This is a genomic window from Tissierella pigra, from assembly GCF_018917845.1.
Lineage (GTDB): Bacteria > Bacillota > Clostridia > Tissierellales > Tissierellaceae > Tissierella > Tissierella pigra.
Genome location: NZ_JAHLPJ010000001.1, coordinates 3,136,537 through 3,151,948 on the forward strand (window position 1 = coordinate 3,136,537; position 15,412 = coordinate 3,151,948).

The 15,412-nt window shown below is 33.0% G+C and carries 9 protein-coding genes; 1 reads left to right on the forward strand and 8 read right to left on the reverse strand.

Annotation, left to right across the window (positions count from 1 at the left end):
- Positions 1 to 134: 134 nt before the first annotated feature.
- From KQI41_RS15445 to KQI41_RS15480, 8 genes are all read right to left on the reverse strand, one after another.
- Positions 135 to 1,478, reverse strand: coding sequence for a TldD/PmbA family protein (locus tag KQI41_RS15445; protein WP_216585617.1), 1,344 nt, complete (start codon positions 1,476 to 1,478; stop codon positions 135 to 137).
- Positions 1,478 to 2,860 (reverse strand): TldD/PmbA family protein, encoded by a 1,383-nt coding sequence (locus tag KQI41_RS15450; RefSeq protein ID WP_216585618.1) that lies wholly within the window; start codon positions 2,858 to 2,860, stop codon positions 1,478 to 1,480. The genes KQI41_RS15445 and KQI41_RS15450 overlap by 1 nt, the downstream gene beginning before the upstream one ends.
- Before the next feature lie 14 nt (positions 2,861 to 2,874).
- Positions 2,875 to 3,831: an ABC transporter ATP-binding protein gene (locus tag KQI41_RS15455; RefSeq protein WP_154438320.1), complete on the reverse strand. Its 957-nt coding sequence runs from the start codon at positions 3,829 to 3,831 to the stop codon at positions 2,875 to 2,877.
- Positions 3,824 to 4,849 carry an ABC transporter ATP-binding protein gene (locus KQI41_RS15460; protein ID WP_154438322.1) on the reverse strand — a complete coding sequence of 342 codons (1,026 nt, stop codon included), beginning with the start codon at positions 4,847 to 4,849 and terminating at the stop codon, positions 3,824 to 3,826. The genes KQI41_RS15455 and KQI41_RS15460 overlap by 8 nt, the downstream gene beginning before the upstream one ends.
- A gap of 10 nt (positions 4,850 to 4,859) precedes the next feature.
- Positions 4,860 to 5,780 carry an ABC transporter permease gene (locus KQI41_RS15465; protein ID WP_154438324.1) on the reverse strand — a complete coding sequence of 307 codons (921 nt, stop codon included), beginning with the start codon at positions 5,778 to 5,780 and terminating at the stop codon, positions 4,860 to 4,862.
- A gap of 10 nt (positions 5,781 to 5,790) precedes the next feature.
- On the reverse strand, positions 5,791 to 6,726 hold the full coding sequence (locus KQI41_RS15470) for an ABC transporter permease (RefSeq protein WP_154438326.1): 936 nt from the start codon (positions 6,724 to 6,726) through the stop codon (positions 5,791 to 5,793).
- A gap of 72 nt (positions 6,727 to 6,798) precedes the next feature.
- Entirely contained in the window at positions 6,799 to 8,502 is a 1,704-nt protein-coding gene (locus tag KQI41_RS15475; RefSeq protein WP_216585619.1) for a peptide ABC transporter substrate-binding protein, read from the reverse strand.
- Positions 8,503 to 8,763: 261 nt separating this feature from the next.
- Positions 8,764 to 13,731, reverse strand: coding sequence for a S8 family serine peptidase (locus KQI41_RS15480; RefSeq protein ID WP_216585620.1), 4,968 nt, complete (start codon positions 13,729 to 13,731; stop codon positions 8,764 to 8,766).
- 550 nt (positions 13,732 to 14,281) lie between these two features.
- Between KQI41_RS15480 and KQI41_RS15485 the strand changes: the two genes are divergently transcribed.
- The gene (locus KQI41_RS15485; RefSeq protein ID WP_216585621.1) at positions 14,282 to 15,346 is read left to right on the forward strand and encodes a winged helix-turn-helix domain-containing protein; all 1,065 of its coding nucleotides are present in this window, start codon (positions 14,282 to 14,284) and stop codon (positions 15,344 to 15,346) included.
- Positions 15,347 to 15,412 lie beyond the last annotated feature (66 nt).

Genomic DNA, 15,412 nt, shown 5'->3' on the forward strand with positions numbered 1-15,412 from the left:
ACAAGCATCAAAATTATATGAATGCTTAATAAGATTAATGCTAATGGAGCTTGAGTTTTTATAAAAAACGAGTGAAGATTAATCTTCACTCGTTTTTTGTGATTCAATGCTGTATATAGAATTATATAGAAATTTTACTTTCCTGCTATAGTTAGTTTACCCACATAAATTGAAGGTGAACCAAAATAATTTGAACTTGGGTGAGAAAATTTAGTGTCATTTCCAATAATCTTAATGTTTTTCAACATTTCATATAAATTTCCCGCCATGGTTATTTGAGAAATTGGTCTTGTTATTTCTCCATCTTCTACTAATAATCCCTTAGATAATAATGAAAAGTTTCCAGATGTAGGATTGATTCCTGCATGTAGTCCGTCAATATCTGTAATTATTATACCGTTTTCCATTTCTTTAACCATATCTTCTAGAGTTTTATTTCCTTCTTTAATATACATATTTGTACTCATAGTATCAATAGAAGACTTATGGGAATTTCTAAAGCCATTTCCAGTAGAGGAAACTCCATGCTTTTCAGCAGTTTTGTTGCTATAAAGGAAAGTCTTAAGAACTCCATTTTCTATTATATATTTTTCACCAGTTAAAGTACCTTCATCATCAAAAGTTCTATAATATTTTCCATTGTCCATTAATGGATCTTCTACTATACTAAAGGACTCTACTGCTACTTCTGTATCTATTTTACCCTTCATTAAAGATAGACCTTTTTGTACTGTGTTGCCAAAAAATATTGGAAGGAAGTTACTAAACATATCTGCTGCCACATTGTTTCTAAGAATTATATTATAATTTGAGGATTCTGCCTGATCTGAACCTAGCATACTCAAAGCATCTCCCACACTATCTTTAATTAATATATCCTTATATTCTTCTTTAAGATCATTAAATACAATATGGGAGTATCCTGTTTGCATATTTTTTCCTTCTTCTGCAACAGCACCAAGATTTATTGTGCCTATGGTATGACTACTTTCAAGTTCTAATCCCTTAGTGTTTCTAATATATACAGAATTGGTTGACTCACTATAGCTACACCCACTTATGGTTTTCACTCTTTTATCTACACCATATGCTCTTTTTTCTAGGTCTAGTAAATAGTTTATTTTCTCTTCTTCAGTATATTTGTTAAGTAGGTTTTTCCTCGGAATAAACTCACTCTTTTCTCCTGCTAGTGAAGCTATCTTTTCTACTGTTTCACTATGATTATTTTCAGCATACTGAATTAAGTTTTTTATTAACTCATCTAAGCTTTCTTCCCATAACTTTTCCGTATAGGAATAGCCCATTTTCCCATTATAAATTCCTCTTAGAGATAATCCTGTTTCTTCTGCAACTATATATTTTTCCAATTCTCCTTCATATATGTTAAAATCTACTGAGGAATTTTTATTTATATAGACTTCCATTTCTTCTATATTATATTCCTTACCTTTTTCAAACAATAGATTTATTAGATTCATTATTCTCTCCCCCCAACAGTCATATTCTTAACTCTAAGGGTAGGTTGTCCTGCTCCTATGAATAATGCACCTGATGCAGCATAGCAATAACCTTGTCCAATGGAAAGATTATTTCCTACCATATCTATATCTTGAAGGAATTTAGTTCCGTTTCCTATTAGAGTTGCACCTTTAACTGGCTTAGTTATTTTACCATTTTCAATTAAATATGCTTCTGATAGAGAGAAGTTAAAGTCTCCAGTAGCTGGATTTACAGAACCTGCTGAAATATATTTAGCAAATAAACCTTTTTCTGTATTTCCTATTATTTCTTCCTTTGTACTTGTTCCATTATCTATATAAGTATTAGACATACGAGATGTTGGAGCAAATCTATAGTTTTGCCTTCTACCTGAAGCAGTAGGAGATGTATTCATTCGTCTAGCATTTAATTTATCTATCATATATCCCTTAAGGATACCATTTTCAATTAGGACATTTTTTTGAGTTCTCATACCTTCATCGTCTACTCCAAGGGAACCCCAAGAGTTAACTATGGAACCATCATCTACTAAAGTAACCACATCTGATGCAATTTTCTCTCCTATTCTATTTGAAAAAACTGATAGACCTTTAGCTACAGAAGAAGCTTCTAAACTATGACCACAAGCCTCATGAATCATAAGACCACCAAAGCCATTATCTACAACAACTGGCATATTTCCAGCAGGACAATAGTCAGCCATTGCCATGGTCTTAGCATTTCTAGCAGCTTCCCTTGCATAATCTTCTATATTTATCTTTTCATAAAACTCAGTACCCATTAAAGCTCCAGGTCCTATATATCCAGTTTCTATTTGTCCATTATGTTCAGCAGCAGCTATGATTAACATTCTAGTTCTTACTCTTTTATCTTCTACATAGACACCTTCTGTATTGGCTATAAGAACATTCTGCTCTTGGTCTAAGTAGTTTACTGTCATTTGAACTATTTTCTCATCATAATCCATTCCAGCTCTATATGCTCTTTTAGTAAATTCTACTTTCTTAGATAAATCTACTGTAGATGGTAGATTTACATAAGGATGATTTACTGGACTTACATTTTTATCAAAGTTAAATACAATATCTCTTTTATTACCTTTAAAGGATTTTGTTATTCTTCTAGTAATATTTATAAGGTTTTCATGAGATAAATCATTAGTATATCCATATACGGAGCTTAGTCCTTTAAAAACTCTAATGCCTATACCAAAGTCCCTTCCACTCATTCCTCTTTCAATATTACCGCCAAGTGTGGCAATTTCTGTGGAAAAATTATCTTCCATAAAAACCTCACAGAAATCACCGCCACTTGATAACGCTTCAAAAAATATATCTTGAATTATTGATTTATTTAACATCAAATTCCCCCTTTCTAATATAAGTGACAGGCAACAAAATGATCCTTTTCTACTTCTTTTAATTTTGGGGTTTCTTTGTGACATATATCCTTTGCATATGCACATCTTTTAACAAATTTACATCCAGGTGGTGGATTAATAGGGGATGGAACTTCTCCTTCTAGTTTTATCCTATTTCTTGTTTCCTCTGCACTAGGATCTGCCACTGGTATAGCTGATATTAGTGCCTTTGTATATGGATGTAATGGATTGTCATATAAGGCTTCATTACTTGCTAATTCTGCCATGGAACCTAAATACATTACCCCTACTCTGTCTGATATATGTTTTACCATGGAAAGGTCATGGGATATAAAAAGATAAGTTAAACCCATTTCCCTTTGTAATTTTATAAGAAGATTTACTATTTGAGCTTGAATAGATACGTCAAGGGCAGAAATAGGCTCATCACACATAATAAATTGTGGTTCTACTGCTAAAGCCCTTGCTATACCTATTCTTTGTCTTTGTCCTCCTGATAGTTCATGGGGGAATCTTGAACCATGTTCAGGATTTAATCCTACTTTCTTCAGTAAATCGTGTATTTTTTCTTGTCTTTCCTTAGAACTTAAATTTAAGTGAACATCCATACCTTCACCTATAATATCACCTATGGTCATTCTAGGATCTAGGGAAGCATATGGGTCTTGGAATATAATCTGAGCATTTTTCTTAAATTCAAGTTTTTCTGCTCTATTCATTTTATGAACATCTTTTCCATTAAATAAAACTTGTCCTGATGTAGCTGGATAAATACCTAAAATCGTTCTACCACAAGTAGTCTTTCCACATCCAGATTCACCAACTAAACCTAAAGTTTCCCCTTTTTTTATATTAAAGCTTACATTATCTACAGCCTTCAAAGTTGCATTTCTTCCTACCTGGAAGTATTTCTTTAAATTTACTATTTCTATTAAGTTGTCCTTACTCATTTTTTCCACCTCCTAAGTTCCTTACTCTGTCTACTTTAGGAGCATCTGGATGCTGTAGCCAGCAATTTACTTTATGTGTATCTGAAAGACTAGTTTCTTCTGGTCTTATTTCCTTACATATTTCCATTGCATGTTCACATCTTGAAGCAAATGGACAACCTGGTAATGGAAGAATTAAATCTGGCGGTGTACCTCCTAAGGAATAGAGCTCTTCCTTACTCTTTGTATCTACACTTGGCACAGAGTTAAGTAATGCCCAAGTATATGGATGTTGACTGTTATAGAATATCTCTTCCTTTGTTCCAGTTTCTACAATATTTCCCGCATACATAACCTGAATTCTATCTGCAAAGTTTGCAACAACTCCAAGGTCATGGGTTACAAGAATAATAGCAGTGCCAAATTTATCCTTTAATTCCTTTAATAAATCCATAATCTGTGCTTGAATAGTTACATCAAGGGCAGTAGTGGGCTCATCTGCAATTAATACCCTTGGATTACAAGATAGGGCAATGGCTATCATAACCCTCTGTCTCATTCCACCTGATAATTCATGTGGATATTGCTTTATTCTTTCTTCTGCATTTGGTATATTTACTAGTTTAAGAAGCTTAATTGCCTCTGCTTCTGCTTCTTTTTTAGTAATTTTTTTGTGAATTTGCAAAGTCTCCATTATTTGCTTACCTACTGTCATAGTAGGGTTTAAAGATGTCATAGGGTCTTGGAATATCATAGCTACATCTTCTCCTCTATAGGAAAGCAGTCTCTTTTTATCCATTTCCACAACATTTTCACCATCAAATAAAATCTTAGACCCTTCTTTTATCTCTGCTGGTGGAGTCTTCAATAATCTTAGAATAGCCTTTGCTGTAACAGTTTTTCCACATCCAGATTCTCCAACAATGGCCAATGTTTCTCCCTTTTTGACATCAAAGCTAATACCTCTAACAGCTTTAACTTCTCCTGCATAGGTATGAAATGATATATTTAAGTCTTTAATTTCTAGTACTTTTTCCATTTTCTTCCTCCTATTGTCTTAGTTTAGGATCTAGAGCATCTCTAAGTCCATCACCTAGTAGTGTAAATGACAACATGGTTAAAGCAATCATAAGGGCTGGGAAAAACAATTGATGAGGATAAAATATAAAGTTCTGCTGTGCAGCTGATGCTAAAGCACCCCATGAAGTTGCTGGTGGCTGAGGTCCAAGTCCAAGATAGGATAGGAATGACTCAGCAAAGATATACCCTGGAATATCAAAAGTAATAGATACTATAACTATACCTAAAGAGTTTGGAATTAAATGTTTTGTGATTATTTTCCAAGGACTAACTCCTAATGCTTCTGCTGCCATAATATATTCCTGTTGTTTTATTTGTAGCATCTGTCCTCTAACAAGTCTTGCCATACCGCACCAACCAGTTAAAGTCAAAGTTAAAAGTAAAGTTCCTATATCTCTTGATTCTGTAACTATTGAAATTATAATAACTATTATTAAATAGGGAATAGAAGTTAAAACCTCAACTATTCTCATCATAATATTGTCTACTTTTCCCCCGAAATATGCAGCAAAGGCACCATAAATACTTCCTACTATTGTAGAAATAAGTGCACCTACTATACCTATTATCATAGATGTCCTACCTGCTTGCCATACTCTAGAGAAAACATCACGTCCTAATTCATCTGTACCAAACCAGTGCTCACTATTTGGCTTTAGGTTAATCTTTGATGAATCTACTTCCTCATATTTGAAACCATTTATATGTGGTCCTATTACAGTCATTATACATATGGTTAAAAGTATTACAATGGCTAACATTGCAACCTTGTTACTTCTAAGTCTTCTCCAAGCATCCTGCCAATAGCCAACTCTAGGACGTGCCATGGCTTCATTTGATGATGGATCTATACCAATTTTTCTAAATTTATCTTTTGAAATGCCTTCCATTTTGGACCTCCTATTTGCTATTTTTTGAAACTCTAATTCTAGGGTCTGCAACACCATAAAGTAAGTCTACTAACAATTGAGCTATTACAAATAATGCTGCATAGAAAACTGTAGTTCCAATAATCATAGTATAATCCCTATCATTAATGGAAGTAATATAATATGAACCTAATCCCGGAATACCAAATATCCTTTCAATAACGAAAGAACCTGTAAATATTCCTGCAATTTGTGGTCCAAGTATAGTAATAGCAGGAAGTATTGCGTTCCTAAGAACATGTTTTCTCACGACATTAAATGGACTAACACCTTTTGCCTGAGCTGTAAGAACATAGTCTTGATTTATTACTTCTAACACGTTTGAACGCATATATCTTCCATAGGTAGCTATGGAACCAAAGCACATTGCTATGGTAGGAAGAACCGTATGCTTAAATTTACCCCAACCAGTAGTTGGTAAAAGCTCAAACTTAACGGATAATGTATATTGTAAAAGTGCAGCAATAATAAATACTGGTACTGTAATACCTAGAATGGCTATAAACATAACTAAATAATCTGGCCATCTATTTCTATTTAAAGCAGCTATTACTCCAAGAGTAATACCTATGGTAATACCTATGGCTATTGCTTGAAAACCTAATCTACCTGATACTTTTGCATTTGTTAGTACAGTTTCTGTAACTGATCTACCTGGGTATCTTAGGGACTCTCCTAAATCACCCTTTGTAACTAAATTTTTCATAAACTTTCCATATTGTACTATAACGGGCTGATCTAAACCATATTTTTGATAATAGTTTTGTTTTATCTGTTCCGGTAAATTCTTGGCCATATGTGCCAAGGGGTCACCTGGTATACTGTGCATCAAGAAAAAAGTGATAGTTACAACTATCCATAAAGTAAGAAGCATATATCCAATTCTTTTCATTATATACTTTCCCATAACGTTCCTCCTTAGCTTATTTAGAAATATAGCAGTTTATAGATATATCTATAAACTGCTATATACATTTAATTATCTACCTTCAGTATAGCTATATTTATATCCTTGAGTACCAAATGGAGTAACTCCTAAGTCATGAACATATTTATATCTAAATACATGTTCTCTTGGATATACTACTGGAGCTACTGCTGCATCTTCATATAATAATATATTTTCTGCTTCTTTAAAGTACTCTAAACGTTTAGCACTATCCATCTCTGAAGAAGCTAAAGTTATAAGTTCATCAAATCTTTCATTTACCCATCCCGTACCTATAGCTGGTGCATCTGATTTAAATAGGTTTAACATATTAATTGGGTCATTGAAATCTGCTCCCCATGCCATATAACCAATTTGGAAATCTCCTTTTTTTACATTACCATCAAATACTGGCCATTCCATTTGTTCAACTTCAAAATTAATTCCCAATGTTTTAATATAAGTTTGTTGTAAATATTCTCCATATGTTCTAAACCATTGATCTGTTCCACCTAAGGAAATCTTTACTGTTAATTTAGATGGGTCTGTATCCATTCCTAATTCTTCTAACCCCTTAATTAAAAGTGCTTTAGGGTCTTTGTTTTCATCAGCTAATTTCTTAATTGGTGACTCTGCAACTTGTCTATATTCATCATCACCTATATTTATACTTGGTGGTACCCAACCATAAGCTGGAGCAGGTACTCCATAGAATACAGTATCAGCTAATTCTTCTCTGTTTAAAGCTATTGTAAAAGCTTTTCTTATATTGGCATTTTTAAATACCTTATCTTGAGTATTAAAGAACATGAAGTTAATACTTGGATTAACTATTTCTATATGATTTAAATTCTCATCCTTCATGAACTTTTCTTTCCATTCTCCCTTATTAACAGTTGCTGAATCAAATGAACCATTTGCTAAGGAGTTATAAATAGCATTTTGGTCTGAAATAATTTTCAGATTTATATTTTGTAATTTAACAGTATCTTTGTCCCAATAATTATCATTTTTAGTTAAAACTATTTCACTATTATGAACCCAAGATGTTAAAGTAAATGGTCCATTATATACTAAAGTATCAGGTTCTGAACCATATTTATCTCCTTGTGCCTCAACTATATCTTGTCTTTGAGGGAACATTACTCTTTGATAAGTTAATTGCTCAAAATATGGAGTTGCTGACTCTAAAGTTATTTCAAGAGTATTATCATCTAAAGATTTTACTCCAAGTTCATCAACAGTAAGCTCTCCACTATTTACTTTTGACGCATTTTTAATTGGCATCAAAATCCACGCATAAGGTGATGCTGTGTCTTGATCTATTGATCTTTTTATACCATATTCATAGTCTTGAGCTCTTACTTTAACTCCATCTGACCATGTATTTTCTCTAATTTTAAATGTCCATACAGTACCATCTTCACTATGCTCCCAACTTTCTGCTCCTGCTGGTGCTAGGAAGTTATTTTGATTCTCATCTTCTTCTAATCTAGTAAGTGGTTCTAATACATTATTAAGTACTCTATTTGAATACATATCTGAACCTTTAGAAGCATCTAAGGTACTTGGTTCAGCAACTAAATAAAGATTTAAATATTGTTCCTTATCAATAGTTGCCGCCTCATCTGTTTTTCCACCATTATTATCTGTTGGTGGCGTAACTTCTCCATTGTCTTTTTTTCCACAGCCTGCTACAGTAAGTAATATTAACACTAGTGCTAGTGATAATGCTAAAAACTTCTTGCTTTTCATCTGTGAAGCCTCCTTTTTGTTATTAAGTATGTTAATTTTATATTTATAGTATATAATATATTCTAATACGAGTCAATGTTTATCTAACTATGTATTAGAAAGATTTCTAATAATGCATAAATTTATTGTTTAAATTATTTTCATAGTTGTACTATGTGCCATCTTAAGAATACCATTTCTACCCTTATAAAAAGAATATGTTAAGGCTATACCTAAAAATAGCATAGCCTTAATATCATAAAACATCATTTTTGATATCTGTTATCTATTTTCTCCAATAGCTTGTACAAATCTCTGTAAAATAACAGATACTTCAGCACGAGTAGCCATCTTAGTAGGCTGAATCATACCATTATTATTTTCTGTAATAATTTCATTAGCCACACACCAATTCATAGCCAGCTGTGCCCAGTTGCTAGTATTATTAATATCTACTGCAAACTTTTCCAAATCTTCATTGCCTTTAAAGCTATGATCATAACCATAAACTTTAGCATATCTATAAATTATCGTAGCTAATTGCTCACGACTAACAAATGAATCTGGAGCAAATTTTCCATCACCAGTTCCAGATATGATTCCATTTTCTGCAGCCCAGCTAATTGCCTCAGAGTAGTAAGAATTTTTATTAACATCAGTAAACATTTGTTTACCCTGTGACTTTTCTTCATTTTCTAAACGATTAAGAACAGTTACAAGCATTCCACGATTCATAAAATCATTAGGTCCAAAGTTTGTCTGAGATTTTCCCATAAACAACTCACGAGCTGTAACAAAGGATATTGCCTCTTCTGCATAATGATTCCTAATATCGGTGAAAGTATCTTCTTTTTGTAAGATTTTCACAGTACCTAGTTCAGATATATTTGCATATACATCTCCATTAGATAAAACTATACTCTTACGTAATATTTTTTGGTCCCCATTTGGATATTGTAATACTGCAACGAATTTTTGACTAGTGGCTCCAACAGGTAAAATAATTTCTAATCCTCCTGGAATATTTCTCATTTCCGTACCATTAATCTTTACTGATATATCTATACTATCTCTTTGAATACTCAAAATTTTGATTTCCATTATACCATCGTTAAAAGCTGCTAACGCCTTATTTGGTAAAGTAATAGTACTATTACTAGTCTTGATTACCAAATCAACCCCAAATTTGGCAAGTTTTAGATGACCATCCTTAGGTAGTTGTACCTGAACAAAATCCTGGTCTCCCAATCTTTGTGGAATAATAACTACATTATCAGCCTTGTGCTCAGCTAATATTTCTATCATCTTAGTTAATTGTTTGTTATCCACATTAATTAAAGCAATACCATCTTTTATTGTAGGTTCAAGTTTAAGCTCTACCCTACCATTACTGTATGTCGGTTCTGCTTTTGTAGTAGTTTTATTGTCCTCCTTAGGTGAATGAATATTACCCGATCCTGATTCCGTTGGTGTACTTCCACCTGGTTCTGTTGGTTCTGTTGGTTCTGTTGGTTCTGTTGGTTCTGTTGGATCTATTGGGTCTATTGGCATCTTTTCATCATTTATTAATGTAACATTAATCTGTCCCATATTTGCTGCACGATAAGCATAGAAATACATCCATGGCACTAGATTTTGAGTCTCCCTTGGCGTCACTCCCATATAAGACAACTTATCTGGGCTAAAACCTTCAACTGCCTGATATTCTTCCCATGCCAACTCTTGCCCAACGGGTAAGAAATGGTCTCCATAGTATACAGTAGCCTCACTAATTTCTATGTTAGATGGCATTCTAATAGTAAACTTACCATCTGTTTCAATTATGCCCCGATAAAGTTTATCATTTGCTTCTACAACTACTATATTATCTTGTTGGCTAGTCTTTCGTCCAAATAGACGATAATTCATTTCTGAATTGATTCCCGCTTCTTGCATCGTCTTAGTTCCCTGGTCGAAAATCTTACCACTAAGAACTAACTCTTCTCCATCAACACTATAGTACCAATTTTCATCTATAGAATTATTAAAAGTAATCTCTGGTAAAGTATTATCTACTACAAAATCCATTGAGAAAAATGCTTCTTCACCATTTAAATTTTGAGGATGAAGTACGAACTTATAGTGTCCCTCTGGTAAAAGCTCCATCTCATTAGCTAAAACTTTTTTACCATCCCTTTCTATATATGGATAGTACCAGCCTGTCATAAGACCCCAATAATACCAATTTCCCCCAGTGCTAGTATCATTATACTTTTCCTTATCTACATATCCTATAATATTCCCTTTAGAATCTGCTATTAAACAATCAAAGAAATCGAAATCTCTAATAAATTGATAGTGAACAATGGACTCAGAACTTTTGTGAGGTGATAACTCTTTAATTTGACGATCTTCCCCGTTAGAAATAGCTGCTACCTGAACGAAAGTTAATTTGTCATTATAAGCTGACTCATCCTTCCATTCATTATCCACATAAATAGCAAATGGCATATAAAGGGTAATAGGATTACTAGTTCCTTCCTGAGTTAGCTTTAAATATCCTTCATAGATTCCAGGCTCCGCTGCTGAAGATACATTAGCTATTATATCAATAGTTTTCTCACCATTAGAAGATACTCTAATATTATTCTCAGAAGTTTCTACAGTAACATTTCTATAACCGCTCATCTCTATCGTAACATTAAACATTTCATCTCCTATTCCGTCGTTATTTAATGTAACAGGAATTGTCTTAGTAGAATCTTTACCAGACTTAACTAGTCCAAAACTAATAGTAGTACCTTCTGTGTTCTGCATATCAATGTCACCTGTAGATGTACGATAGTAGGCATTATAGTTAGTTGCCGTAGCATAAAAATTTGTATTATCTAATGCTACATGAGGTTGTATCATACCAGAACCTTGAGTATAAACACTTTCAGCCATAATCTTAGGATCTGCCGTATTGGCTAAATGGGCCTTAAGTTGCAACGCATTCCAATTAGGATTCTGCTGTTTAAGTATAGCTGCAAAAGCTGAGATATGAGGTGTTGCCATAGAAGTACCTGTCATTGCAGCATAAGAATAGTCATAATCATTTACACCAGCATAAAATTGAGGCACAGTAGATAAGACGCTAGTTCCATTAGCTGTAATATCTGGTCTTACATCATAAGTTGATTTAACTGGACCACGAGAACTACTGCTATTAATTTCTACCTCTCCCAAATCTTCCATATTTGTAAAGCTAATTTCATATTCCTTTCCAGCTTCCATTCCTTCAATTAATTTCATACCTTCTTCATAGCTAACTGTGAATACAGGCAAATAATTATTGTAGGATTGTTGATAGAAGGAGATATTACTATAATCCTGTCCAGGATTATTAATAACAATAATTGATCCTCCATGAAGATTGCGAAGTCTTCTTACAGTATCATCGAAAGATTGTCCACGCTTTAAAACCACAATAGTATTTTCCCAATCATTCTTTTCTTTATGGGTTTCCTTATATGAATTAAATTCTTCCTCTAATCCAACCCCTAAATTATCCCAGGTGCTTTCTACAATTCTCTCTTCTTTTATTTTTTTCCCTTCTACCTCTTCTATCTCTTCTACTTTTTCTGACTCCTTTACTTCTTCTGACTCCTTTACTTCTTCTAACTCCTCTACTTCTTCTAACTCCTCTACTTCTTCTAACTCTTCTACTTCTTCTAACTCCTCTACTTTTTCTAACTCCTCTACTTCTTCTAACTCTTCTACTTCTTCTAACTCCTCTACTTCTTCTAACTCCTCTACCTCTTCTACCTCTTCTACCTCTTCTATCTCTTCTACTTCTTCTATCTCTTCTACTTGGTTTATTGACTGAGTTTTCTTTACTGTTGGCAACAGTAACATTTTATAAGTACTGTCTTGTGTAGGTCTTAGATAACTTCCTCTTAATTCATATAGACCTTGTTTCTCAATCACCTTATTCTCCCACTCATCTCTAATTAAGTTAATTTCTGCCCCTTGACTTTCTATTTCTTCATCATTAACTCTAACAGTAAATTTCTTATCTACTGATGGGAGCATTGCATTAGCAACAGTCATTACTAGCGGGGAAGTTGAAGGAGACCAAAGGGTACTACTATTAGGCCCTGTATTACCAGCACATACGACAAAAAGTACATCAGGATTAATTAAAGCAAGGTTATTTATAGCTACAGTAGTAATGTGTGATGGCCCATTTTCTCTACTCCATCCTAGAGACATATTAATAATCTCACAACCATCTTCCACTGCATCCTCCATGGCGCTAATAAGCCAACTAGCTTGGACACTGTCGTTTTCATTGATTACCTTATAACTAACAAGGGTTGCTTCAGAAGCAATTCCTAAGGCAGATATTGGACTATTGACTCCTCGTCCAACAACTGTACCTGATACATGAGTACCATGACCTTGATCGTCCATAGGATCATTTTCTCCCCTACCGTTATTAATGTAATTTCTTCCAATGAACTTACCATTAAGAAGTTCTTCTACTTGTGGAATTCTCCCGTTTGGAAGTGTGTCAGAAAAAGTATCTTTTAGGTCAGGGTGATTATAATCAACACCGCTATCGATAACTCCTACAGTTACACCTCTTCCCGTGAATCCCTTTTCTATTAGCTTATTCACCTCATAATACTTACGGCTATCCCCCATTCCAACCTGGATAGTTTCTCCTGTACCGCTTGAGATTCCAAATAATTCCTTGCTTATATCATCGTAGTCTACCTCAGGCAGGTCTACCTTAATCTCTTCATCTGGATAGATAGCGTACACACTTTCAAGCTCCATCAACTTTGGAATAAGTGTATCTGATACTGTTAAGGCAAACCCATTGATAGCACTTGTATACGTGGCATTTATATTATAAATACTAACAGCTCTTGATTTAAAGTTCGATGATTGACCAGATAACTCATCTAATGCTGTTAGAAAATCTGCTCTATCACGCTCCGCATTCATTGCGGCATTAAAGGTAGAAAATGTTTTTCTATCTTTATACGTTCCTACTACGTGTTCCAATTCTTCTGGTTGATTAGTTAACTCTACAATAATTGAAATCTGCCTTCCATCACCTTTAAGGGCATATTCCCCATCAAATCCAATTAAGCCACCAGAATGTCTCGTTTTCTGGGTGCTTCCAGATGTGATTTGTTCTGCAAAACTTCCTGGGGTCATTCCCAATACAAGAGAAAAAATTAATATAAAACTAAGAATCCTTTGTCTAACTAGTTTCACTACTTTCACACTCCTTATATGATATTAGCCATTTAAACTTAGGCATTAAACCCTATTCCAAGATGGTGAAAAGCAAAGATGATATGCTATAGGAAAGGTTAGTCTTTGTACTTTGATAAGGTTATATAGTCCAATAAATTTAAAATATAGTCTATATCCTAGTTGAAAACTAAATTGATTAAAAATTTTATGAATATATATCGATTAATCGCTTATACCTTGCTTCACCTCCTTAATTATGGAATTTATCGCAATAAGAAATATTCTTTATACGTGATATTATTTAAACAGATAATTAATTTGGACTATTAAGTCTTAATACTTATTGTAAAAATATAAAACGAATAATAGTTTAAAGTATCTTTTCATTTTCTTATTTACAGAAAATTGCAAACCTTATCTTAAGACAAACTATACCATATATTCCTTTATGTTACAATATAATTATCGAAGTTTATGTTAGAAACTTTTCTAATGCATTTTTGATTTAGTATTGAATTAATTTTCAGTATATTGTATCATTTATATAAGACTAATTAGGAGGGGTCAAATGGAAAGCATAATATCATGTAAAATTGAATATAACAAAGCAATCGAATTTATTGTATCTATTCTGAAATATACTAATAGTAAAACTCGTCAAATTTATTGGAATACTCCAGACTTGGAAAAAGACATTGCTAAAGGAATTATGGATTTTTCTCCAAATAAGGAAGTAAAGGATTGGTTGAAATATATAGATGATAATATTTCTCCTTTTTTTCGTAATGACTTAATATTTGTAACAGATGAAACCTATAGATTATTAGATGTTTGTCTAAATCTAGTGATGATGGAAGATATAAAAGATCCTTTGGAATTAATAGAATCTCTAAAGACTTTAGATACTTCTACTATGATTGAATTCTCCTATAAATATTATGAGCTTCCAGCTTCACTAGATGATGATATAGCGTTAAAAGACACCTTAACTGAAGCTTATTCCCCTGAAATAGCATCAGCCTTTATGCAAATGAAAATTCATCCTTTAGAATATAAAAATAAGTTAATAGATGTATTGCAAACTTTTTATAAGGAGTTTTATGAACCTTTTGAGGACAGAGTTTATAATTATATGGATGAGAGACTTATTTTTCACAATGATCTATTTAAAAAAAATCCTACTGATTTCATAAATACTATTGGAATTGGAGACTATTCTAAAGCTATAGAGCTTCACAAAGAAATGATTATTTATATGAGTTTTTATATGGATGTAGGAGTAATTTATTTTACCTTTGAAGATATTCTAGTCATGTCCTGTGGGCAAACTGTAGAACATAGATTTGAAAACAGAAAGAAACGTGACACATATAAGGCATTATTTAAAGCATTATCTGATGATAAGAGAATAGAGATATTAAAGTTAACTTCTAAAAGACCTTGGTATAACAAGGAACTAGCGGATTATTTTCACTTAACTACAGCTACTCTTTCCTATCACTTAAACTTACTTCTAGACTTAGAAATATTAAATTTTGAGCCTAGTATTATAAATAACAGATACTACTACACTACAAATAAAGAAAGTCTTAAAGAACTTTTCAATATGGCCTTAGAGGATTTATTAGACTAAGAAACTAACTCCAACTAATGTTTAAATATGTATTTCTATGGTAAAATACTAGTATATATAGTTGGG